The sequence below is a fragment of the Sphingopyxis sp. genome (assembly GCF_050725655.1).
Taxonomy (GTDB): domain Bacteria; phylum Pseudomonadota; class Alphaproteobacteria; order Sphingomonadales; family Sphingomonadaceae; genus Sphingopyxis.
The window spans coordinates 21,477-43,396 of the sequence record NZ_JBOHHT010000025.1; the positions used below are offsets into that span (position 1 = coordinate 21,477).

Sequence of the window (21,920 nt, forward strand, 5' to 3'; positions counted from 1 at the left end):
GATCAGTTCGGCCTTCTTGGCAAGCGCCCTACAAAAGCCGCGTCATTGCGAGCAGAGCGAAGCAATCCAGAGGTTGCGAAAACCGCTCTGGATTGCTTCGCTCCGCTCGCAATGACCAAGTGTGGAACGAAACGCCGAGCGATCACCCATCTTTCGGCATCTCCGCAATCCATTGCCGCAGCAGCGCCGCGCCTTCCTTGTGCACCGTAGAGCGCCCGACCTCGGGCATCGCGATACCGGGGTCGGTGCTTTCAAGGCGATAGATCAGGAAGCTGTGTGCGGGGTCACCGGGCGCGATTGCGAAATCCATGCCCCCGCTGCCGCGTCCCGCCGCGGTCGGGCGCTTGCCGACGCCGAAATTGACGCCAGCCGGATCGTCGGTCCAGCGCAGGAACAGCCCGCTGTTCGACGCGCTGCCCGCGGGGTTGTGACAATGCGCGCAATTGACGTCGAGATAGGCGCGCGCGCGGTCGGCGACGCTGCCCGCTTTGGGGTCGTCCCACTGCGGCATCGTCGGTTTCAGCGCGGCGGGATTCTCGAAATAGAGGCTGCGCATCTTGTCCGACGCCGCCGGGTCGAGGATGAAATTCCGCGCCTTGGGCCCGATCGGCACGATCTCGCCGGCGAGGCTGTGGCATTCCTTGCACTGGTTCTTGTTCGGCACCGCATAGCGAATGTTGTGCGTCTCGCCGTCGGGGCTTTTGAAGCTCACCGGCACGCGCCGCCCGCCGAGCGCCAGCGTCGCATCCTTGCCGTCGGCGTCCCATATATAGGGCAACGCGGTCCAGCCAGCGGCGCGGCGGATCAGCAGGCGCGTCTCGACCGGACGCCCGCCATTGACGTCGCTCCAGCCGAAGCTTTTGACGAGCACGGTGCCGAAGGGAAACTCGATGACCCCGTCGCTTCCGATCTTCGCCTTTGTCCCCGGCGGGATCGAAATGAAGCGATGCTTGTCGGTATAATCGCTGAACAGCGGCGCGCGCAGCGTATAGCCGATGCCGGTCGCGGGCGTTTTCGGATCATTACCGCGGAACAGCCCGAACGCCGACAGCTTCGCTGGCATCGCATCGCTTTCGACCACCGCCTGATCGACCCCGGGCAGCGATCCCGCCGCCCCGCCGCCCGCACACAGTAGCGCCGCGGCCAGCGCGGCGAAAACGCGTCTCACCGGACCTTCGCCTCCATCGCTTCGGGCAGCTTGATCACCGGCAGCGCCGCCGGCGGCGTGCCCTTCGACAGGTCGGCGGGGGCGGGCTTCGCTTCGCCCTGCGGCGTCTTCACGTCGGGCAGGTTCAGCGACAGCACGCCAACCTTGTCGAGCACGATCGCATCGCCCGAACCATCCCACAGCACCGGCGGGATCGCGCCGCCCATCGCCGCCGCGACCATATCGCCGCCCGGGAACTTCGGCGCATAGCCCGCCTTGCCATGCTGGTTGCCGCGCACGACAATTTGCCTGGGCAGCGGCTGATATTTCGGATCCTTATGGTCGTAACGATAGCCGACGATCATCACGTTCGCGGTGCCGTTGTTGTCGAACACATTGCCGAAAATCTCGACGTTGCGGTTCGCCATGATCAGCACGCCCGTGCCGGTCGGGACGCTCGCAACGATATTGCCCTTGGGCGCAAAGTTCGGCGTGCTGTTGTCGTTGACGATATTTTCGAACACGCGGACATTGTGGCCGCCCTGCATCGGCAGGCTCGGCAAATCGAACACCAGGATGCCGCCGGTGTTCTTCGTCGCGATATTGTCGTGGACGTCGGCGTCGTAGCTGTTCTCGATCTCGATCCCCGCGACATTTTCGGTGGCGATCGATTCGCGAACGACGATATTCTTCGACTGGCCGACATAGATGCCCGCGTCCGATGCACCGCGGACATAGACGCTGTCGATCAGCACATCGCTGCTTTCGACCGGATAGATGCCGTAGGCGCCGTTGGTTTCCTTGGGCCCCGCGGTCCATTCGACGCGCAGCTTGTGATAGACGATGCGGTCGGCGCCCTTCGACTTGATGCCGTCACCCTTGGTATTGAGCACCGCGAATCCGGTCAGATACACATCGTCGGAAGTGACAAGCAGCCCTTCGCCCGCGCCCTGCTGGCCCGCAAAGTCGAGGATCGATCCGCCCTCGCCCGCCCCGGCGCCGCGTATGGTCACGTTGGCGACGTCGAGTGACAGCCCGTCGGTCAGTTTCCACACGCCCGCGCCGAGTTGTACGGTGTCGCCGGGCTGGGCGAGAATCAGGGCTTCTTGCAGCTCTTCGTTGGCGCCCTGCGTTGTCGCACTGACGCTGATCACTTTCGCCGCCGCCGGACTGGCGGCAAATGCTGCCACGATGCAGAGCGTCGCCGCGTGGCGCAGGCCATGGAATCGCATATGTCTCTCCCCTTATTTTCGGGGAGCATGGTGCAAGACTTGACGGATGCCAAGCGATGTTGCTGACATATGTGTAGCTAACCGGGGAGAGGTCGCTTTGATTCACAGATACGCATTGGCGCTTGTCGCCCTGATTGCCGTGCCATCGATGGCCGCGGCGCCTGCGCCGATTGCCGGGCGCTGGAAAACCGACGATGGCAAGGCGGTCGTCGTCATGGCCGCGTGCGGGAACAAAATGTGCGGTCGCATCGACCGGCTGCTGATCAAGCAGCCCGCCGGCGGACAGCTCGACGAGCGCAATCCCGACAAGGCGAAGCGCGGCCGCAAGGTCACCGGACTACAGATTTATTGGGATCTCGCGCCGCATGGCGACGGCTGGAAAGGCGAAGGCTATAGCCCCGAGGACGGCCGATATTACAAGGCGCATCTGCGCGTGAACGGCAACAAGATGACGATGAAGGGTTGCGTCAGCCTGTTCTGCCGCACGGTGACGTGGACGAAGATGTCATCAACCTGATCCTCCCCGTGCCGCAGGCATGGGGAGGTGGCAGCGCGAAGCGCTGACGGAGGGGCAATGGCGCAATGTCGCGGCCCCTCCACCACGCCCTCCGGGCGCGGTCCCCCTCCCCATCGCTTCGCGACAGGGAGGATTTTTTCCTCAACCCTCGCCCAAGATCCAGTCGACGCCCGCCGCGACATGAATGCGCGTCGTGTCATAGATCGGCAGGACATTGGCGTCGGTATCGACGAGCATCACCAGCTCGGTACACGCCAGCACAATCGCCTGGATATCCTGCTTCGCGATGTCGGTGATAAAGGTCTTCATCGTACGGCGCGAACTTTCGTTCACCTTGCCCAGCATCAGCTCTTCGTAAATGATGCGGTCGATCTCGTCGACGCGGCTCGTGTCATAGGGTGCGAGCGTCAGGCCGTGGCGGACGAGGCGCTGGCGGAACCAGGGTTCGGTCGTCACATTGCGCGTGCCGATCACCGCGGCGGCCTTGACCCCGTCGGCCTTCATCTTCTCGCCGGTTTCGTCGACGATATGAAGCAGCGGGATCGAGATCGCCGCGGCGACGTCTTCCGCCACCTTGTGCATCGAATTGGCGGCGATCATCAGCGCGGTTGCACCCGCCGCCTCGAGCCGCTGTGCCGAGGCGATCAGCACGTCTTTCGCATGCGTCCACCCTTCGGGGGTCGTGATGCGCGACAGGTCGCAATAGTTGAGGCTCTCCATCAGGATCGGCGCCGAACAGGCGGTGCCGAGGCGCTTTTGCACCCCTTTGTTGAGATGGCGGTAGTAAAGCTCGGTCGATGCCCAGCTCATTCCCCCGATCAGGCCGATTTTGCGCAAAATGGTCCTCCAAAATACAACAGGACCGGGTCGTTGCCGGCCCGGTCCCGCCTGTCGCTAGATAAAGTGGCGCCCCCGGGCAAGGCCGAGAGCGAAACTTTACGGCAAAGCATCAGTGTCCGCTGCCGCTTTAGCTCTTAGTGCCCGCTGCCGCTCAGGGCCTTGACGATGTCGTCGGCCATCTTCTTGGCATCGCCGAGCAGCATCATCGTCTGGTCCATGTAGAAGACGTCGTTGTCGACGCCGGCGTAGCCGACCCCGCCCATCGAGCGCTTCACGAACAGCACCGTCTTCGCCTTTTCGACGTCGAGCACGGGCATGCCGTAAATCGGCGAGGTCTTGTCGGTCTTCGCCGATGGGTTGGTCACGTCGTTCGCGCCGATGACGAAAGCGACGTCGGCCTGCGCGAATTCGCCGTTGATGTCCTCCAGCTCGAACACCTCGTCATAGGGGACGTTCGCCTCGGCGAGCAGGACGTTCATATGGCCGGGCATGCGGCCTGCGACCGGATGGATCGCATATTTGACCGTCACGCCCTCTTTCTTGAGCTGGTCGGCCATTTCACGCAGCGCATGCTGCGCCTGCGCGACCGCCATGCCATAGCCCGGAACGATGATGACGGTGTCGGCCTGGCTCATCAGGAAGGCCGCGTCCTCGGCGCTACCAGGTTTCCACGGCCGCTGTTCCTTCGACGCGCCATCGCTCGGCCCCGCATCGGCGCCGAAGCCGCCCGCGATGACGCTGATGAAGCTGCGGTTCATCGCGCGGCACATGATGTAAGACAGGATCGCGCCCGACGAGCCGACCAGCGCGCCGGTGATGATCATCGCGGTGTTGCCGAGCGTGAAGCCCATCGCCGCCGCGGCCCAGCCCGAATAGCTGTTGAGCATCGACACCACGACCGGCATGTCGGCGCCGCCGATCGGGATGATCAGCAGGAAACCGATGGCAAAGCTGAGGCCGGTGACGGTCCAGAACACCCACGGCGACTGGTCGACGGTGAAATAGGCGACGAGGCCGATAATGGCAGCGAGGGTCGCGAGGTTGATGACATGGCGCCCCGGCAGCATGATCGGCGAACCCGACATATTGCCGTTGAGTTTCAGGAAGGCGATGACCGATCCCGAGAAGGTGATCGCACCGATCGCGATGCCAAGCCCCATTTCGATGCGACTGACCGTGAAGATCTGGCCCGCCGCATCGGCGATGCCGAAGGCTTGCGGGTTGAGGTATGCGGCGGCGGCAACCGCGACTGCGGCCAAGCCGACGAGGCTGTGGAAGGCGGCGACAAGCTGCGGCATCGCGGTCATGGCAATCCGCCGCGCCATCACGATACCGATCACGGCACCGATACCGATTGCGACGAGGATTTCGACCAGGCCGACCGTATCGAGGAAGCCGTCGGCGGTGGCGGGCGCATGCGTCAGCAACGTGGTGACGACCGCGATCGTCATGCCGGCCATGCCGAAGCGATTGCCGCTTTGCGCCGTTGCCGGGCTCGACAGCCCGCGCAGCGCGAGGATGAAAAGGACGCCCGCTACCAGATAGGCAACAGAGGCCCAGGGATTGACCGCGAGACCGTGGCCGCCCGTCGCGGCGGAAAGGATCGACTGAAACTCCATCTCAGCGCTCCTTCTTCTTGTACATCGCCAACATGCGTGCGGTGACCGCGAAGCCGCCGAAAATGTTGATGCTGGCCATTACAACCGCGGCGAGCCCCAGCCATTTCGACGAAGCCGAACCCGCGGCGGCGCTGGCGATCAACGCACCGACGATGATCACCGACGAAATGGCGTTGGTGACGCTCATCAGCGGCGTGTGCAGCGCCGGGGTCACCGACCAGACGACAAAATAGCCGACAAAGCAGGCCAGTACGAAAATTGAAAAAATCGCGATAAAATCCACGGGCTCGCTCCCCTGCTGATTCCGTTTCGCGCACCTCTTGCCGCGCCCCGCCGAATGTGTCGACTCCAAAGCTCCCAAAAAGAAGCGCCCGCATTTCTGGCCAAGAGAAATGCGGGCGCTTTGCGACATAAAATATCGCCTTGCCGGGCGAGCCGGCGATGTTTTTTACATTTTCGGGACGAGCACCGCGTCGATGACATGGACGACGCCGTTCGACTGGCCGACATCGGCCAGCATCACCGTCGCCTTGTTCCCGCTGGCGCTGGTCAACAGAATCGCATCGCCGCTCTTCGTCGCGGTCAGATCCTGCCCGTCGGCGGTCTTGAGCACCGCCTTGCCGCTGCCTTCGGCGATCTTTGCGGCGAGGTCGGCCGCGCTCAGCTTGCCCGGAACCACGTGATATTTCAGCACGCCGGCGAGCACATCCTTCTGCGCGGGCCGCATCCAGCCATCGCGCGTTACCGGCGGCACCTGCACAAAAGCGGCATCGGTCGGCGCAAACAGCGTGAACGGCCCCGCACTCGACAGCGTCTCGGCCAGGCCAGCCTGCGTCACCGCCGCGGCCAGCGACTTGTGATCGGGCGAGGCCGCGAGATTTGCTGCGATGGGGCTGCTCGCCAGCATCTGCGACGGGCTGGCAGCGGGCGCGGGCGCCGTTTCGCTGCCCGCGACCGTCGTCGTCTCGGCCGGCGTTTCCTTCTTGTCGCCGCAGCCCGACAGCGCGAGCGCGGCCGCTGCGGCCGTCAAGATCAGATGGGTTTTCATATCCTTATCCTTTCAAAAACCGGACGCAGCGGCGCGAATCATCAGCCGAGCGTCGGCATCAACACGCCGTTGATGACATGAATGTTACCGTTCGACTGTTCGACGTCGGGCTGCGTGATGAAGCCGCTGCTGCCTTGCGCGCCGTCGACCTTGATGTTGCCCTGCACCTCGGTGAAGGTCAGCGTCTCGCCCTCGACGGTCGCCAGCGTCGCCTTGCCGCCACCGGCCTTGATCTTCGCGAAGAGATCCTCGGCGGTCACACGGCCCGGAACGACATGATAGGTCAGCACCTTCGCGAGCGATTCGGTGTTGTTCGGGTTCATCAGCCAGTCGGTCATCGGCTGCGGAACCGCGGCAAATGCCTGGTCGGTCGGCGCGAAGATCGTGAAAGGCTGGCCAGCGAGCTTGTCCGACACGCCCGCAGCAGTCAGCGCCGTGGCCAGCGTCTTGTGGTCGGGCTTGGCGGCGATTTCGAGCGCGATGCCCGTGGGCTGCGCGGGTGCGGTAGGGGCCGCGGCTTCAGCCGGAGCGGCGGCGACTTCGGTCGCTTCGGCCGGCGCGGCGGTTTCCTGCGCATAAACGGGCGACAGGGTGGCAAGCACAAGGAGGGGGGTGGCGAAAAGTTTCGCAGACGACATCAATCATTCTCCAGTTGGTTGAAACTCAGGGTTAGGGAAACCCTGAACGCATAGTAACCAAAGGAGGTTTCATGAAAAGGCCGAAAACGGCCATTTTTTCCGATTGCGTCAGCGGCCGACGATCAACTGCGCCATAAGCTGCTGGATTTTCTGCGGATCGCTCTTGCGCGAAATCTTGACCTCAAGCGGCGTCGCGGCGCCCGACACCCACACTTTCATGTCGGCATCGAGGTCGAAGGTCCCTGCTGTTTCGAACGAGAAACGCGTGACCGAACGCCAGGGAATGCTCTGGAAATCCTTCTTTGATCCCGTCAGCCCCTGAACATCGACGAAGATGAAGCGCAGGTTCGTCAGCAGCACGGTATCGCGGATCGTCCGGAACGCCGCGAGCACGCGCTCGCCCTCGATCAGCCACGCCTGGAACTCGGCCTGCGCGCCGGCAATGTCGATATCCCCGGCGCTAAACAGTCCCACTATTTAGCCCAGCAATCGCTCGTTCACGACCTTGCCGCCCTGCGTCAGGCGCACCGCATTGCCGATTTCCTCGTCGAGCACCGGCTTGCCGGCGTCCTTGTCCCAGAAGGCCGAGAGGAAGTTGAACAGGTTGCGGCTGAACAGCGCGCTGGTGTCGGCGGGCATCAGCGCGGCGATATTCTTCGCGCCGATCACCGTCACGCCGTGGATACGCTTCGCTTCGCCCGAAACCGAGCCCTCGACGTTGCCGCCGCTTTCGGCTGCCATGTCGACGATCACGCTGCCGGTACGCATCGTCGCCAGCTGCGCGTCCGAGATCAGCCGCGGCGCCGGGCGCCCCGGGATCAGCGCGGTGGTGATGACGATGTCCTGCTTGGCGATGTGCGACGACACGAGTTCGGCCTGCGCCGCCTTATATTCGTCGGACATTTCGGTGGCATAGCCGCCCGCACCCTCGCCTTCGATCCCGGCGACGGTTTCGACGAAGATCGGCTTGGCGCCGAGCGACATGATCTGTTCTTTCGTGGCCGCGCGCACGTCGGTCGCGCTGACCTGCGCGCCGAGGCGGCGCGCGGTCGCGATCGCCTGCAGCCCGGCGACGCCAACGCCCATCACGAACGCCTTGGCGGCGCTGACGGTGCCCGCCGCGGTCATCATCATCGGAAAGGCGCGGCCATAGGCGTTCGCCGCGATCAACACCGCCTTGTAACCCGCGAGATTCGCCTGGCTCGACAGGATGTCCATCGACTGCGCGCGCGTGATGCGCGGCATGAATTCCATCGCCAGCGCTTCGAGTCCCAGCTTCGCATACTCGTCAACGCGCGCACGCCCATTTTCTCCGGCGCCGAACGGGTTGAGCCCGGCGGCAAGCCAGGCGCCCTCGGCAAAGCCCGAAAGCCCCTTGGGATCGGGTCCCTGAATCGCAAGGATGATATTCGCACCCTTCAGCGCATCGGCGCGGCTGCCGACGCTCGCGCCCGCGGCGCTATAATCGGCATCGGCGATCGAGGCCGCGACCCCTGCCCCCGATTCGACAGCAACTTCAGCGCCCAAGCCAATGAATTTCTTCACGGTTTCAGGGGTAGCGGCGACGCGGGTCTCGCCTTCGGCGAGCTCCCTCAGGACAGCGATGCGCATGCCGGTCCGGTCAGGACGCGATGAGCAGGACGACGCCGCCGACGACGACCGCGGTGATGATCGAGCCGATCTTGAACAGGCTGATGAAACCCGCATAGGTTTCTTCGGCTGCCTTCATTTCCTGCTGTACCATCGTTTTTCCCCTTTAACGGCCGGTCCTGTGCGCGAACGCACAGCGCTGCGCCTAGAATCGGTTATCGCGCCGGTCTTAGCCACGCGTCCCGCGATGCTCAAGTGCGGGTTTGGCCGCTGGACTTCGATGTAGGAAAAGACGAATGCCCTTAATCGCCCTTTTACCCCTACGGGATACACATGCAGCCCTCAGCAAAACAAACCCATAGCAATGTCGGTTCAGGGGGCAGATTCGAAACGATGACTAGCACGCGCGACACGCGAATGGTGATGATCGTCGACAGCGAGCCTGCCCAGCAGCGCTTTCTGGCGGCCCTTGTATCGCGGGGCGGCTGGCGCAGCGCCATCGCCGCCGACACCGACACCGCGCTCGCCAAGCTCGGCACCCAGGAAGGCATGGCGCTCGACGCCGTGCTCGTCGACCAGGGCGCCCCCGGCATGGATATTTCGGAATTCGTCGCCGAATTGCGCCGCTGGCGCCCTGCGCTGCCGCTTGTCGTCATCACGATGCGCAACGGGGTCGAGGTGGCGGTCGGTGCGATGCGCGCCGGGGCGAGCGATTTCGTCCAGAAACCCATAGCCCCCGACCGGCTGCTCGAAGCGCTCGACCGCGTCGTGTCGACGAGCGGTCCGCAGGGCGAACTGCGCCCGCTCACCGAAAAGCTTCGTGCCCCATTGGCTTTCGAGGAAATCATCGGGTCGAGCCCCAATTTCCGCAGCGCGCTCGCGATCGCCGCCAAGGCCGCGCGGGCGCGCGTCCCGGTGATGATCAACGGCAAGCCCGGGACCGGCAAGGAAGTCTTTGCCCGCGCGATCCACAGCGCGTCGCCGCGCGCCCGCGGCCAGCTCGTCATGGTCGACTGTTCGGCGGTGTCGCCGGGTCTGATCGGATCGGGCCTCTTCGGCCACGAACGCGGCGCCTTTGCCGGCGCCTTCGACCGCCAGGTCGGCCGCCTCGTCCAGGCCGATGGCGGCAGTGTCATCATCGACCATGTCGAGTGCATCCCGCTCGAAACGCAGGCGAAGCTCGTCGAATTCCTGAACAGCGGCGAAGTCCAGATGATCGGCGGATCGATCCGTCAGAGCGTCGACGTGCGCATTATCGCGACGAGCACGAGCCCGCTCGACAAGCTGATCGAGGCCGGCCACTTTCGCGAAGACCTGTTCTACGCGCTGTCGAGCGCGCAATTCACCCTGCCCTCGCTGTCGGAACGCCGCGGCGACGTCGGCCCGCTCGCGCGCCATCTGCTCGCGCGCATCGGCGGCTTGCCAGGCATGAGCACGATCGGCGTCACCGACGACGCGCTGCGCCTGCTCGCCGCCTATGCCTGGCCGGGCAACGTCCGCCAGTTGCAGGATGTGCTGTTCCGCGCCGCGGTGAACAGCACCACCGATGTCCTCACCAGCGCCGATTTCCGCGCCATCGAGGCGACGCTTGGCGGCGGCAGCATGTCCGACGAAGGCGAGATCGCGATCAACGGCGAGGCAATCGGCGTCACGCTGTACCTGCCCGACGGCAACCTGCGCCCGCTTGAGGAAATCGAGGCCGACGTCATCCGCCTCGCCATCGGCCATTACCGCGGCCGGATGAGCGAAGTCGCCCGCCGCCTCGGCATCGGACGCTCGACGCTCTATCGCAAGCTCAGCGACCTCGGGATCGATACCGCCGCGTGAAGCCCTCCCGTAAGCGGGAGGCGCGGCGAGACTTCCAAACTTGTTCGTTAGTTGTAACGAGATTTGCAATTCAAAGGCGGCGGCTTCGCAATTCTGGCACCCGCGGCCGCGACTAATATTATTCGCGTCGAGAGAGCGGGCAATCTGAAAAAAAATGCAGATCATTGGGCCTTAGCTTTGCGATTAAGCGCAGGCCGGAGTTGCATGATCAGTTTCTCTTCGACCTCATACCTGCCAAACCGGATGGGGAAAAACGCAATTGAACAGGAGTGCAGAAATGCGGTTACATGCGCGTCTTCTGCTTCGCTGAAATAGCGTTTCTTTCCATTGATGGTTTGCAAGGCGAAAGACAGCAGGTCCGTACCTAGGTTACGACGAACGGCGGAGAAATAGGTCCGGCCGCCATGAGTCAGAAAGCGCGATCCCATGTCGGAACTCTCGCCTACATAGATAATCGTCCCGTTGTCCGATCGGATCAGATATAGACCCGGCAAGCTGACAGGCACGGCTTGGAGCCATGACGAAAATCCGCTTTCCAGTGCAAGCGTCGCACCTTCGTCGATGATTATGAGGGCCCGATCCTGCACCTCGCTCCATAATGCGTTGACCATCGTGGGTGCGTAGCGCTCCCGTTTATCGAGTTGGAAACGGTTTAGCGAGGTTGGCAGGTTAACGATGCCGAACTCCTCCATTTCCTTCCTACCGATGGCCACTGGAATAGCGCGAACCGAAAAAGCTGTAATCGGCATGAGAGGAGTAGGGGCGGTCTTTAGATAGTTCCCATAGAAGGTCGATCGGCGAACATCCGACTGCTGCGTCAACCGCTTACGACAATTCTGTGCTTCGCCGATATACATGGGCTGGTCCGACAGCGAATAGAGATAGTTTCCCGAAAAAGTTCCAATCGACCCTTGAGGCTGCCGCGCGGCATCGTTCAGCATTGCGACACCTTCCGCCAATACCCCCTCACATTCGTCCTGCGCTGACTGCCAATTCACCAAGACTGCTACTCCTGACTCTAGGAAGCGTTATCCCGTCAGCGCGGCATCGCGCAGGCCGCGCCAGACGCGCATTGCCTGACGGTTCTCGGTGACATCATGGATGCGCAGCAATTGTGCACCATGCGTCGCGGCCTGATAATGCAGCGCCACCGTGCCGCCGAGCCGCTGGTCGGCGGGTGCCTCGTTATCGAGCGCGCCGATCATCCGCTTGCGGCTGGCGCCGAACAGGATCGGGCAGCCCAATGTGTGGAACAATGCGAGGCCGTTGATGAGCGCGAGGTTGTCGCCAACCCCTTTGCCGAAGCCGAGCCCCGGATCGACGATGATCTTCGCCGGGTCGATCCCGGCGGCGGCGCACGCCGCGACGCGCTCGGCGAGCATGTCGTAGACGTCGAACAGGACATGCGCGTAGTTGCCGCCTTCATGCGGGTCGCTCTTCGCCGACGGCGCGTGCATCAGCACGACGGGACAACCCGCGTGCACGACCACTTCCATCGCGCGGTCGTCATAGCGCAGCGCCGAAATATCGTTGACGATCCGGGCGCCGGCGGCGAGCGCGGCCTCCATTACCGCGGCTTTGCGCGTGTCGATCGAAACCGCAACGCCGCCCCTCGCGAGCGCCGACACCACGCCTTCGATGCGCTTGATCTCGTCGCCTTCCCAGACCAGCGGCGCGCCGGGGCGCGTCGATTCGCCGCCGACATCGACGATCGCCGCGCCCGCCGAACCCATCGCGAAACCGGCCTCGGCTGCCGCAACGGCATCGACATGCTTGCCGCCATCCGAAAAGCTGTCGGGCGTGAGGTTCAAAATACCCATGAGCTGCGGCTCGTTCAGCCGGATTTTCCGCTCACCGAGTTGCAGCACACCGCGCGGCCGCACGACACCGGCGCGCTGCGCATTTGCCGCCTGCGCCAATGTGTCGGACATCGCCGCGATCCAGTCATCCCATTCGGGAACGAGGACGATCGCCGATTTGACGGTCAGACCATCGCGAAGGCTGATGTGCCAGCCGGCAAACCAGACCATAGAATCGGCGATCCGCAGGCAGTCGTCGTCCAGCTCGTGCGGGCGGTCGACGAAGCAGGTCGGGCGGCAATAGATTTGCGCATCCGCCGACGCGGCGCCGAGATCGGGCTTGGTCAGCGGCTGGAACATCAGGCTTCGTTCGCCAGCAACCAGTCCTGCCGCACCGCGTCGATCACGCGGAGTTCCTTGCCATTGTCGACATGCCAGAAGGTCCAGCCATTACAGCTCGGTGCACCCTGCAGGCCCGCGCCGACCTTGTGGATCGACCCCGCGGGCTGGCCGTCGCAATCGAGGCTGCCGTCGACGCGCACTTTCGCCTTCCAGCGGCGCTTGGTATCGGTAAGCACCGTTCCCGGCGCGATCATGCCGCATTCGACGAGCGTGCCGAACGCGACGCGCGTCGCGGCCTTGGGCGCCATCATCGTCTTCACCGCGCTTTCGTCGAGGGGCAGCGCCAGTTCGATGCGCTCCAGCGCGGCGGCAATATAATCATCCTCGCGCTCGATGCCGATGAAATGGCGGCCGAGGCGCTTGGCAACCGCACCCGTCGTGCCGGTTCCGAAGAACGGATCGAGGATCACGTCGCCGGGGCTCGAGCAGGCGAGCAGGATACGATAGAGCAAAGCTTCGGGCTTCTGCGTCGGATGAACCTTCGTCCCGCCCTTCTTGAGCCGTTCCTGACCGCCGCAGATCGGGATCAGCCAGTCGGAGCGCATCTGAAGCTCGTCGTTCAGCGTCTTCATCGTGCGATAGTTGAATGTGTAGCGCGATTTCTCGCCCATCGATGCCCAGATCAACGTCTCATGCGCATTGGTGAAGCGCGTGCCCTTGAAATTGGGCATCGGGTTCGCCTTGCGCCACACGATGTCGTTGAGGATCCAATAGCCATTGTCCTGCAGCGCGGTGCCGACGCGGAAGATGTTGTGATAGCTGCCGATCACCCAGATGCTGCCGTTCGGCTTCAGGATGCGCTTCGCTTCCTTGAGCCAGGCATGGGTAAAGCGGTCGTAGGTCGCGAGGCTGTCGAACTTGTCCCAGTCGTCGTCGACCGCGTCGACCTGGCTGCCGTCGGGGCGCAGCAGGTCGCCGCCGAGCTGGAGGTTGTACGGCGGATCGGCGAAGATCATGTCGACCGACGCGGCGGGCAGCGAGCGCATCATTTCGACGCAATCGCCCTGCAAAATGCTGTCGAGCGGCAGGTCTGCCGGGTCGACCTTGGGCATCCGCTTCTTCGTCGTCGGCGCCTTGACCCGTTCCATCACACCCATGCTTCACCCCGTTCCTTGCTCGTAAGAAGGCCCTGATGAGTCCAGCGACACCCGCCGTCAAGCGCAGGAGTCTAGGGATTCCGCCTCTCCAACTGGTTAACGCGATGAGAACGAAACGAGTCTGACACACCATATGGAGTCAGTCGCGACTCGAAGACTCAACCACTGGTGGTGTGGCGATGAAGACTCACTGGCGAAAAAAATTTCAAAAACCCCTCCCCCTCGACGGGGGAGGGTTGCGAAGACTTGCGAACCTGTTCGCCAGTCGAAGCTGGGAGAGGGTGAATGGTCGCGATGCGACCGCGAGCCTCCGGCTCGCAACCCCTCTTCCAAGTCCGCCTAGCCGCTTTGCGGCAAGGCTTCCTATCCTTCTCCCGCAAGGGGAGAAGGAACTAAAGACCCGGATCGACTCCGGTCAGTTCGATCGACCGCTGCCAAAGTTCACGCGCGAGCTTCGGATCGCACGCATCGCGGGTTGCGCGCGCCGGACCCGATCGCCCAGACACCTCTCCCAGCCCTTGCGGTCCCAGATAATCGCCGCCCTGCACACGCGCGCCCGTCGCGGCCTGCAGCGTCGGCCACGCACCTTGTGCCGCGCTGTTGAAAAAAGGCGCGGCAAGCGGCGTCATCGTCCGGAGCGGCAGCGGCAGGTGGCGTGTCAATTCGGTGAGCGCGACCCCCGGATGGCATCCAATCGCCTGCGTTGCGCGCCCCGCGGCGCTCAGCCGCCGGTCGAGTTCGAACATATGGAGCAGGTTCGCGAGCTTGCTCATCTGGTAGCGCGCCCAATTATGATAGCTGCGGCTTGCACTGAGGTCGCTGTAATCCATCGCCCCGTTCTTGTGCGCGATGCTTCCGGTGATGACGATGCGGTCGTCGACATGCGGGTGGACTAGCCCGGTGAAGGCGAAAGTGCCGAGGTGGTTGACCCCGAATTGCAGCTCATACCCCTGTTTGGTAATTGTTTTGGGCGGGATCATCACGCCGGCATTGTTGATCAGCACATCGATCCGCGGCCCCGCGAGCACCGCCTTCGCCGCATCGTGGACCTGGTCGAGATCGGCGAGATCGAGCGGCTGAAACGAGAGCTCGGCCTTCGGCACATCGACGCGAATCCGGTTCATTGCCGCCTCGGCCCGGTCGGAGTCGCGGCAGGCAAGGATCACATGCGCACCGCGCGCGGCGAGAATTTTGCTGGCTTCGAACCCGATCCCGGCATTGGCACCGGTGACAAGAAAGGTGCGGCCGGTCTGGCCCGACACGTCGTCGGCCGTAAATCCCCTGCTCATCGTCTTCCCCCCTCTGGTTTCGGGCTTCAGACCAGTTGCATTTGTGCGACCGGGGCAAAACTGGTCCGATGGTGCGGCGTGGGCCCATGCTGGCGCAGCGCCGCGAGATGCTGCGCCGTACCATAGCCCATGTTGGTTTCCCAGCCAAAGCCGGGGAAATCGCGCGCCATGGCCACCATGAAGCGGTCGCGATGTTCCTTCGCGATGATGCTCGCCGCCGAAATGCACGGATGGAGCGCATCGCCGCCGATGATCGCGGTCGCGGTGTAGCGCCAGCGCGGCAACCGGTTGCCGTCGACCAGCACCTCGGCGGGCTCGAACCCGAGCGCCTCGACCGCGCGCGTCATCGCAAGCAACGTCGCCTGCAATATGTTGATGCGGTCGATTTCCGCGACACTCGCCTCGCCGATGCCCCAGCGACAGCGCGCCTTGATCTGCGCTTCGAGTTCAGCGCGGCGTTTTGCGGTGAGTTTCTTGCTGTCATCGAGCCCGGGGATGCCGCCTTCGCAGAGCAGCACCGCCGCCGCGACCACTGGCCCCGCGAGCGGGCCGCGCCCAGCTTCGTCGACGCCGACGATCATAATCTCCCCTCCCCTTCAGGGGAGGGGCTGGGGGTGGGGGCTATCGAGGTGGCGCGAGGCCGATGGCCCCCACCCCAACCCCTCCCCTGAAGGTGAGGGGCTTTTACACCCGCCACGGCGGATACCTCCGATATTCGGCCGCCTGGTACAGGCAAAGCCGATTACCCGCCGGATCGGCCAGCCGCGCCTCGCGCCAGCCCCATTCCTCGTCCTTGGGCATCTGTTCGAACCGCACCCCGCGCCGCGCCAGATAGGCGACCCACGCGTCGAGCGCGCCGCTTTCGAGATAAGTGGTAATTCCGCCCGCCGTGCCGTCGCCGACGTTTTCATCAACATGGATCGACAGCGTCACGCCATTCGCGGCTTCGAACCGCGCATAGCCCCCAATTCCTTCAGCGCCGGGGCTATCGACGATCTGCTTCAGGCCCATCTGTTTGTAAAAGGCGACCGACACCACATAATCGTTCGCGGGCAGCGTGATCTGGTTGAGCGCCGGGCCGGTGAACAGCCCGTCGTTGCGCACATATTGCTGGCCCATCGGGCCATGCCCCGCACCCAACCCCGGCGCGTCGAGCAGCGATAGCCGCACGAAATCGCGCGCGCGTGCGATCGCGGGTTCGAGCGGCATGCCCTGCGCCAGCCCCGTCGCGATCGCGCTCGCGAGCGTGCAGCCGGTGCCATGGCTGTGCAGCGTGTCGATCCGCGGTGCTTCCCAGCGCGCGACCTCGCCCTCACCCGTTTCGAGCAACCGGTCGATCACCGTCTCGCCCTCGGCATGACCACCCTTCACGAGCAGCGAACAGCCGTGCGCCAGCACCGCCTCTTCACCGCCAAGCGCGTCGAGTTCGGGAAGGTTCGGCGTCGCCACCATCGCGCGGTCGAGCAAGGCGCGGAACGCGTCGATCGTCGCCGCGTCGGCGAGCACCGATCCGCTCGTCGCGACCATCACCGGGTCGAACACCAGCGCCACCTGCGCGAGATCGGGCCGCGACAAGCGATCCGCGACCGCCGCGGCGGTTTCGGCGCTGCCGATCATCCCGATCTTGACCGCATCGACGCCGATGTCCGACGCGACGCTGTCGATCTGTGCGAGCACCATCTCGGTCGGCACCGCATGGATGCCCTGCACCCCCAGCGTATTCTGCGCCGTGATCGCGGTAATCGCGGTCATCGCATGGCCGCCGAGCATCGTGACCGTCTTGATATCGGCCTGGATGCCCGCGCCGCCGCCCGAATCGGAACCGGCGATGATCAGGATGCGCGCGGTCATCCTTTCATCCCGCGAGAGAAAAGCCGCCGATTTACGGCAATGGCCCGTAACCTTGGCGAGGTCGGCGAGCGCGGGCGAGAGGCAGGTGATCGGAGCATGCGGACCCCATGGCATAGGTGCGGACCGCGGGAAAGTTTTGCGCAGCGGATCAGATGATGTCCTTCGCCCATTTGCCCTTGTACGCGCTATATCGTTCGCGCTTGTCCGGGCGGAGCACCGCTCCCCTGACGACGATTTTAAACCGATAGCGCTCCTGATATCTGTTTTCGGCGACCAACGGCGCATGTCCGGCACCCGTTTTTCTATCGCGACCGTGGAAGCGCGTGAACCCTCGGCCCCGCTAAGCTTCGCCGGACAGCGCCGCGAGCAGATGCCTCTCGGCCTCCGCCAGCGCGGTGACGAAATCTTGCCCGGTGTCAAAGAAAGGCAGCCGGGTTTCGGCACAGGACCGCTCGAGCGCCGCACTGGTCCGGCAACCATCGGCAAGATGGGCCAATATCTCGTCTTCGGATTCGTCGGCGAGCCAGTCGTTGGGGCCACCACGAAACTCCACCGTCAGCGCGGCCTTTTCGGGGGGCGTGAGCCGGGGATAGCCAAGAAAACAGGCGGCGACGCGATGGTCGACGGCAAAGGCGGCAACGTCATGTGGATCGAGGCAGACGCCTTCGATCGCATAAGGCCGCCCGTCGTCGATCAATTGCGACGCCATCGCGCGTACGATCGGCCACAAGCGGCCGGCCTCCTGCAGGTCGTCGGCATCGGGATCGATATCAAGCGCAGGCGCGCCCGTCGCAAGTCCCATGCGCAATGTATCGAGCGAAAACCAGGGCACGCCGACGCGCGCCATCAACCGCGTGGCGAGCAATGACTTCCCGCTTCGGCTCGCGCCGCCAATCAGGAACAGCACCGGGAATGCCCCTTCACAGCAAGCCTGACCGGCAACACCGGATCGTGCCTGGAATCACCCCTTGTGCTTTCGCTCCGTCGAGGCGGGGTATTTCGCAAGAATCGCGCCCTCGCGCAGCGGGCGGTCGAGCAGGTCGCCGCCGCAATTGGGGCATTGCTCGTCCATCCGGTCGGCGCAGTTCGCGCAAAAGGTGCACTCCATCGAACAAATAAAGGCGCCGTGAACGTTGGCGGGCAAATCGCGGCCGCATTTTTCACAATCGGGTCGCATTTCAAGCATGTTAAGTCTCTTTCGGTTCTAAAAAATCAGATGGTTATGCCGCGGCGGCGCGCACCGCGTCGCAGATCATGTCGACGACCTGTTCGACCTGTCCGGCATCGTCGCCTTCGGCCATCACGCGGATCAGCGGTTCGGTGCCCGACGGGCGGATCACCAGGCGGCCGCGCCCATTGAGCGTGGCTTCGCCCTCGGCGATCGCCGCGATGACGTCTTTATGTTCGAGCGGTTTGCCGCCTGCAAAGCGGACATTCTTCAAAAGCTGCGGCACCGGGTCGAACTGGTGCAGCAATTCGCTCGCGGGCTTGCCCGACGCGATGAGCTCGGCGAGCACCTGTAGCGCGGCGAGCGTGCCGTCGCCGGTCGTCGCATGATCCGACAGGATCATATGCCCCGACTGTTCGCCGCCGACGTTGAAGCCGCCCTCTTTCATCCGTTCGAGCACATAACGGTCGCCGACCTTGGTGCGTTCGAGCCGCAGCCCCTCGCCTTCGAGGAAGCGTTCGAGGCCCAGGTTCGACATCACCGTCGCGACCACCCCGCCGCCTTTCAGCCGCCCCTGCCGCGCCCAGCTCGCGCCGATCAGCCCCATGATCTGGTCGCCGTCGACGATCCGGCCCTTTTCATCGACAACGATCAGCCGATCGGCGTCGCCGTCCAGCGCGATGCCGATGTCGGCGCCGCTCGCGACCACGGTTTCCTGCAGCAGCGCGGGCGCGGTCGATCCGCATTTGTCGTTGATGTTGGTGCCGTTGGGTTCGACGCCGATCGCCACCACGTCGGCGCCGAGTTCCCAGAACACTGTCGGCGCGCTGTTGTACGCCGCGCCATTGGCGCAATCGAGCACGATGCGCAGCCCGTCGAGGCGGACGGACTCGGGCAGGCTTTGTTTCACCGCATGGATATAACGGCCGCGCGCATCGTCGATGCGTTTGGCGCGTCCGATGTGGCTGGGCCCGGCGAGCTTCGGCTCCTGCCCGAGCAAATGCTCGATCTGCGCCTCATCCTCGTCGGACAGCTTGTACCCGTCGGGGCCGAACAGCTTGATCCCATTGTCGTGATAGGGATTGTGACTCGCCGAAATCATGACGCCGAGGTCGGCGCGCATCGAACGCGTGAGCATCGCGATCGCCGGGGTCGGCATCGGCCCAACCTGCACGACATCCATGCCGACGCTGGTAAAGCCCGCGACGAGCGCGTTTTCGAGCATATAGCCCGATAGCCGCGTATCCTTGCCGATCACGACGCGGTGTTTGTGGTCGCCGCGCAGGAAGTGCACCCCCGCCGCCATGCCGACGCGCATCGCGACTTCCGCGGTCATCGGGACCCGGTTGGTCAGGCCGCGAATCCCGTCGGTTCCGAAAAAATTGCGCATGTTCCCTCTGCTACCTAACCATCGCCGACAAAGACCTGCCCCGGCTTCTCACGGGATGGCCCCCGCGGAGCATTTACCGGCCCAAAAACCGGTTCCCGTTTGTTTCGGGAGGTGCTCTAAGTCACCCTCTTTTGCTTGGCAAGCAGGCCAGAATAATCGCCGGGAGAATCCGTCTTGAAATCCGCTTGGTTCATCCTTTCGGCGCTCGTCGCCGGCATGCTTTTGGGAATCGGGGTCGAGCTGGTGTCGCCCGATGCCGGGACCGCCTCGCTTCCCTTTGTCGAACCGATCGGACTGCTCTGGCTCAACGCACTCAAGATGACGATCGTCCCGCTCGTCGTTGCGCTGCTCATCACCGGCATCACCGCGACCGCCGACGCCGCGCGCGCGGGCAAGCTTGCGTTCCGCGCGGTGATGATCTTCCTCGGCGCGATCACGCTTTCGGGCCTGATGTCGCTGTTGATGACGCCGCTGCTGCTGCGCCTCTTCCCGCTGTCCGCCAGTGCCGCCGAAGCGTTGCGTCACGGCCTCGGCGGCACGACCGACGCCGGGCCGTCGCCGACCTTTGGTGATTTCCTGCTCTCGCTGATCCCGACCAATCCGATTGCCGCGGCGGCCGAGACCGCGATCCTGCCGCTGATCGTCTTCACGACCATTTTCGCCTTTGCGATCACGAAACTCGAGCCCGTGCAGCGCGCGACGCTGTCGGGGCTGTTCAAAGCGCTTGGCGACGCGATGCTGATCGTCATCGGCTGGGTCCTCGCGCTCGCGCCGATCGGCGTTTTCGCGCTCGGCTACGCGCTGGCGGTCAAGGCCGGGGTCGCGGCGTTCGGCGGCCTCATTCATTATGTGCTGATCCTGTCGGCGATCGGGATCAGCTGCCTTCTCCTCGGCCTTTTGCTCGCGTGGCTTGTCGTCGGCATTTCGCTGCCGCGCTTCGTCCGCGCGATGGTCCCGACGCTCGCGGTCGCGATCAGCACGCAAAGCTCGCTCGCCAGCCTGCCCGCGATGCTGAAATCGTCGGAGGAACTCGGCGTCGATCCCAAGAAAGCCGACGTCGTCCTGCCGCTCGCGGTCGCATTGTTCCGCTTCACCAGCCCGGCGATGAACCTCGCGGTCGTCGTCTATGTCGCGTGGCTGTTCGGCATCGAGCTGACCCCATGGGAAATGGCGGTCGGGCTTGCGGTCGCGATCGCCGCCGCGCTCTCCTCGGTCAGCCTGCCCGGATCGATCAGCTTCGTGACCTCGATCGCGCCGATCGCGGTGTCGATGGGGGTCCCCGTCGCGCCGCTCGGGCTGCTCGTCGCGGTCGAGACTTTCCCCGACATCTTCCGAACCCTAGGTAATGTCGTCGGCGATGTCGCCGCGACCAAATATGCCGCCGACGGCGTCGAAGGCGAGGTCCCCACAGCAGGAGAAACCCCATGAAATATCGCAAGCTCGGCCATGGCCTCGAAGTTTCGGCGATCGGCATCGGCTGCATGCCGATGATCAAGGGCGGCAACATCCTCTATGGCGAAGCCGCCGACGTCGATGAATCGACGCGCAGCATTCATCGCGCGATCGACCTCGGCGTCACCTTTTTCGACACCGCGCAAATCTATGGCCCGTTCACCAATGAGGAGCTGCTCGGCGCAGCGATCAAGGGCAAGCGCGACGGGCTCGTCATCGCGACCAAGTTCGGCTTCAAATTCGAAGGCAAGCAGACCACCGGCGTCGACGGCTCGCCCGCCAATGCCCGCGCCGCGTGCGAAGGCTCGCTCCAGCGGCTCGGCATCGACACGATCGACTTGTTCTACCAGCACCGCGTCGACCCGTCGGTCCCGATCGAGGAAACCGTCGGCGGAATGATGGAGCTGGTGAACGAGGGCAAGGTGCGCCACATCGCGCTGTCCGAAGCCGGCGCCGACACGATCCGTCGCGCCGCCAAGGCGGCGCCGATCACCGCATTGCAGAGCGAATATTCGATCTGGGAACGCGATATCGAGGACGACATCCTCGGCGCCTGCCGCGACAACGGCATCGGCTTTGTCCCCTATTCGCCGCTTGGCCGCGGCTTCCTCGCGGGGGCGGTGCGCAGCCGCGACGAGCTGCCCGAGAATGATTGGCGCCGCAACGACCCGCGCTATTCGGACGAGAATCTGCCCGCCAACCTCGCGATCGTCGATGCGATCGGCGCGGTCGCCGACAAGCATGGCGTGTCGAAGGCACAGGTCGCGCTCGCGTGGCTACTCGCGCAGGGCGACGACATCGTCCCGATCCCCGGCACCAAACGCCGCGCGACGATGGAGGACAGCGTTGGCGCGGCCGAAGTGACGCTCACCGCCGACGACCTCGCGGCAATCGACGCGGCGGCGCCGAAGGGCGGAACCAGCGGTCCGCGTTACGGCGAGATGGGTATGCGGATGGTGCGGCTCTAAACTCGCTCGATCCTCCCTGTCGCGCAGCGATGGGGAGGTGGCAGCG

General features: G+C 64.2%; 23 protein-coding genes. 4 read left to right on the forward strand and 19 right to left on the reverse strand.

Translation table 11 applies throughout. The annotated features are described in order from the left end of the window. Positions 1–142: 142 nt before the first annotated feature. Positions 143–1,168, reverse strand: coding sequence for an SO2930 family diheme c-type cytochrome (locus ACREBX_RS02725; protein WP_431560220.1), 1,026 nt, complete (start codon positions 1,166–1,168; stop codon positions 143–145). Further along, positions 1,165–2,379, reverse strand: coding sequence for a parallel beta-helix domain-containing protein (locus tag ACREBX_RS02730; protein WP_431560221.1), 1,215 nt, complete (start codon positions 2,377–2,379; stop codon positions 1,165–1,167). The genes ACREBX_RS02725 and ACREBX_RS02730 overlap by 4 nt, the downstream gene beginning before the upstream one ends. Before the next feature lie 97 nt (positions 2,380–2,476). Here ACREBX_RS02730 and ACREBX_RS02735 point away from each other — a divergent pair, with 97 nt between their 5' ends. Next, the gene (locus tag ACREBX_RS02735; protein ID WP_431560222.1) at positions 2,477–2,896 is read left to right on the forward strand and encodes a DUF2147 domain-containing protein; all 420 of its coding nucleotides are present in this window, start codon (positions 2,477–2,479) and stop codon (positions 2,894–2,896) included. 141 nt (positions 2,897–3,037) lie between these two features. Here ACREBX_RS02735 and ACREBX_RS02740 read toward each other — a convergent pair whose 3' ends face one another. The 8 genes from ACREBX_RS02740 to ACREBX_RS02775 form a co-directional block, all read right to left on the reverse strand. Beyond that, entirely contained in the window at positions 3,038–3,733 is a 696-nt protein-coding gene (locus ACREBX_RS02740) for an aspartate/glutamate racemase family protein (RefSeq protein WP_431560223.1), read from the reverse strand. 137 nt (positions 3,734–3,870) lie between these two features. Further along, the gene (locus tag ACREBX_RS02745; RefSeq protein WP_431560224.1) at positions 3,871–5,355 is read right to left on the reverse strand and encodes an NAD(P)(+) transhydrogenase (Re/Si-specific) subunit beta; all 1,485 of its coding nucleotides are present in this window, start codon (positions 5,353–5,355) and stop codon (positions 3,871–3,873) included. 1 nt (position 5,356) lies between these two features. After that, positions 5,357–5,638 (reverse strand): proton-translocating transhydrogenase family protein, encoded by a 282-nt coding sequence (locus ACREBX_RS02750; protein WP_039573456.1) that lies wholly within the window; start codon positions 5,636–5,638, stop codon positions 5,357–5,359. 165 nt (positions 5,639–5,803) lie between these two features. After that, on the reverse strand, positions 5,804–6,403 hold the full coding sequence (locus ACREBX_RS02755; RefSeq protein WP_431560225.1) for a fasciclin domain-containing protein: 600 nt from the start codon (positions 6,401–6,403) through the stop codon (positions 5,804–5,806). Positions 6,404–6,444: 41 nt separating this feature from the next. Then, on the reverse strand, positions 6,445–7,041 hold the full coding sequence (locus ACREBX_RS02760; protein WP_431560226.1) for a fasciclin domain-containing protein: 597 nt from the start codon (positions 7,039–7,041) through the stop codon (positions 6,445–6,447). A gap of 108 nt (positions 7,042–7,149) precedes the next feature. Then, a complete protein-coding gene (locus tag ACREBX_RS02765) occupies positions 7,150–7,515 on the reverse strand; it encodes a PH domain-containing protein (RefSeq protein WP_037510620.1) in 366 nt (121 codons plus the stop codon). Positions 7,516–7,518: 3 nt separating this feature from the next. Next, positions 7,519–8,652, reverse strand: a complete 1,134-nt coding sequence (locus tag ACREBX_RS02770; protein WP_431560227.1) for an NAD(P) transhydrogenase subunit alpha — start codon at positions 8,650–8,652, stop codon at positions 7,519–7,521. A 10-nt stretch (positions 8,653–8,662) separates the two neighbouring features. Beyond that, complete coding sequence (locus tag ACREBX_RS02775; RefSeq protein WP_431560228.1) at positions 8,663–8,785, reverse strand: aa3-type cytochrome c oxidase subunit IV; 123 nt, start codon at positions 8,783–8,785, stop codon at positions 8,663–8,665. A gap of 239 nt (positions 8,786–9,024) precedes the next feature. Between ACREBX_RS02775 and ACREBX_RS02780 the strand changes: the two genes are divergently transcribed. Continuing rightward, positions 9,025–10,458: a sigma-54-dependent transcriptional regulator gene (locus tag ACREBX_RS02780; RefSeq protein ID WP_431560229.1), complete on the forward strand. Its 1,434-nt coding sequence runs from the start codon at positions 9,025–9,027 to the stop codon at positions 10,456–10,458. 161 nt (positions 10,459–10,619) lie between these two features. Here the strand turns inward: ACREBX_RS02780 and ACREBX_RS02785 are convergent, their stop codons facing one another. The 9 genes from ACREBX_RS02785 to glmM all read right to left on the reverse strand — a co-directional run bounded on the left by ACREBX_RS02785 (position 10,620) and on the right by glmM (position 19,454). Then, entirely contained in the window at positions 10,620–11,459 is an 840-nt protein-coding gene (locus ACREBX_RS02785; protein ID WP_431560230.1) for a hypothetical protein, read from the reverse strand. 27 nt (positions 11,460–11,486) lie between these two features. Continuing rightward, positions 11,487–12,617, reverse strand: a complete 1,131-nt coding sequence (folP, locus tag ACREBX_RS02790; RefSeq protein WP_431560231.1) for a dihydropteroate synthase — start codon at positions 12,615–12,617, stop codon at positions 11,487–11,489. Then, entirely contained in the window at positions 12,617–13,756 is a 1,140-nt protein-coding gene (locus ACREBX_RS02795) for a site-specific DNA-methyltransferase (protein ID WP_431560232.1), read from the reverse strand. Before ACREBX_RS02795 ends, folP begins: the two co-directional genes overlap by 1 nt. A 392-nt stretch (positions 13,757–14,148) precedes the next feature. Further along, positions 14,149–15,045 (reverse strand): oxidoreductase, encoded by an 897-nt coding sequence (locus ACREBX_RS02800; RefSeq protein ID WP_431560233.1) that lies wholly within the window; start codon positions 15,043–15,045, stop codon positions 14,149–14,151. A 26-nt stretch (positions 15,046–15,071) separates the two neighbouring features. After that, positions 15,072–15,626: a ribonuclease HII gene (locus ACREBX_RS02805; RefSeq protein ID WP_431560234.1), complete on the reverse strand. Its 555-nt coding sequence runs from the start codon at positions 15,624–15,626 to the stop codon at positions 15,072–15,074. 103 nt (positions 15,627–15,729) lie between these two features. Then, entirely contained in the window at positions 15,730–16,896 is a 1,167-nt protein-coding gene (gene thiD / locus ACREBX_RS02810; protein WP_431560235.1) for a bifunctional hydroxymethylpyrimidine kinase/phosphomethylpyrimidine kinase, read from the reverse strand. 340 nt (positions 16,897–17,236) lie between these two features. Further along, positions 17,237–17,803: a hypothetical protein gene (locus ACREBX_RS02815; protein WP_431560236.1), complete on the reverse strand. Its 567-nt coding sequence runs from the start codon at positions 17,801–17,803 to the stop codon at positions 17,237–17,239. Between the two features lie 54 nt (positions 17,804–17,857). Beyond that, entirely contained in the window at positions 17,858–18,082 is a 225-nt protein-coding gene (locus ACREBX_RS02820) for a DUF1272 domain-containing protein (RefSeq protein WP_431560237.1), read from the reverse strand. Positions 18,083–18,116: 34 nt separating this feature from the next. Further along, positions 18,117–19,454, reverse strand: coding sequence for a phosphoglucosamine mutase (gene glmM / locus ACREBX_RS02825; RefSeq protein WP_431560238.1), 1,338 nt, complete (start codon positions 19,452–19,454; stop codon positions 18,117–18,119). A 174-nt stretch (positions 19,455–19,628) separates the two neighbouring features. On the opposite strand from glmM, the gene ACREBX_RS02830 reads away from it, so the two are divergent. Next, complete coding sequence (locus ACREBX_RS02830) at positions 19,629–20,882, forward strand: dicarboxylate/amino acid:cation symporter (RefSeq protein WP_431560239.1); 1,254 nt, start codon at positions 19,629–19,631, stop codon at positions 20,880–20,882. After that, a complete protein-coding gene (locus tag ACREBX_RS02835) occupies positions 20,879–21,874 on the forward strand; it encodes an aldo/keto reductase (protein WP_431560240.1) in 996 nt (331 codons plus the stop codon). The genes ACREBX_RS02830 and ACREBX_RS02835 overlap by 4 nt, the downstream gene beginning before the upstream one ends. Positions 21,875–21,920: the final 46 nt, after the last annotated feature.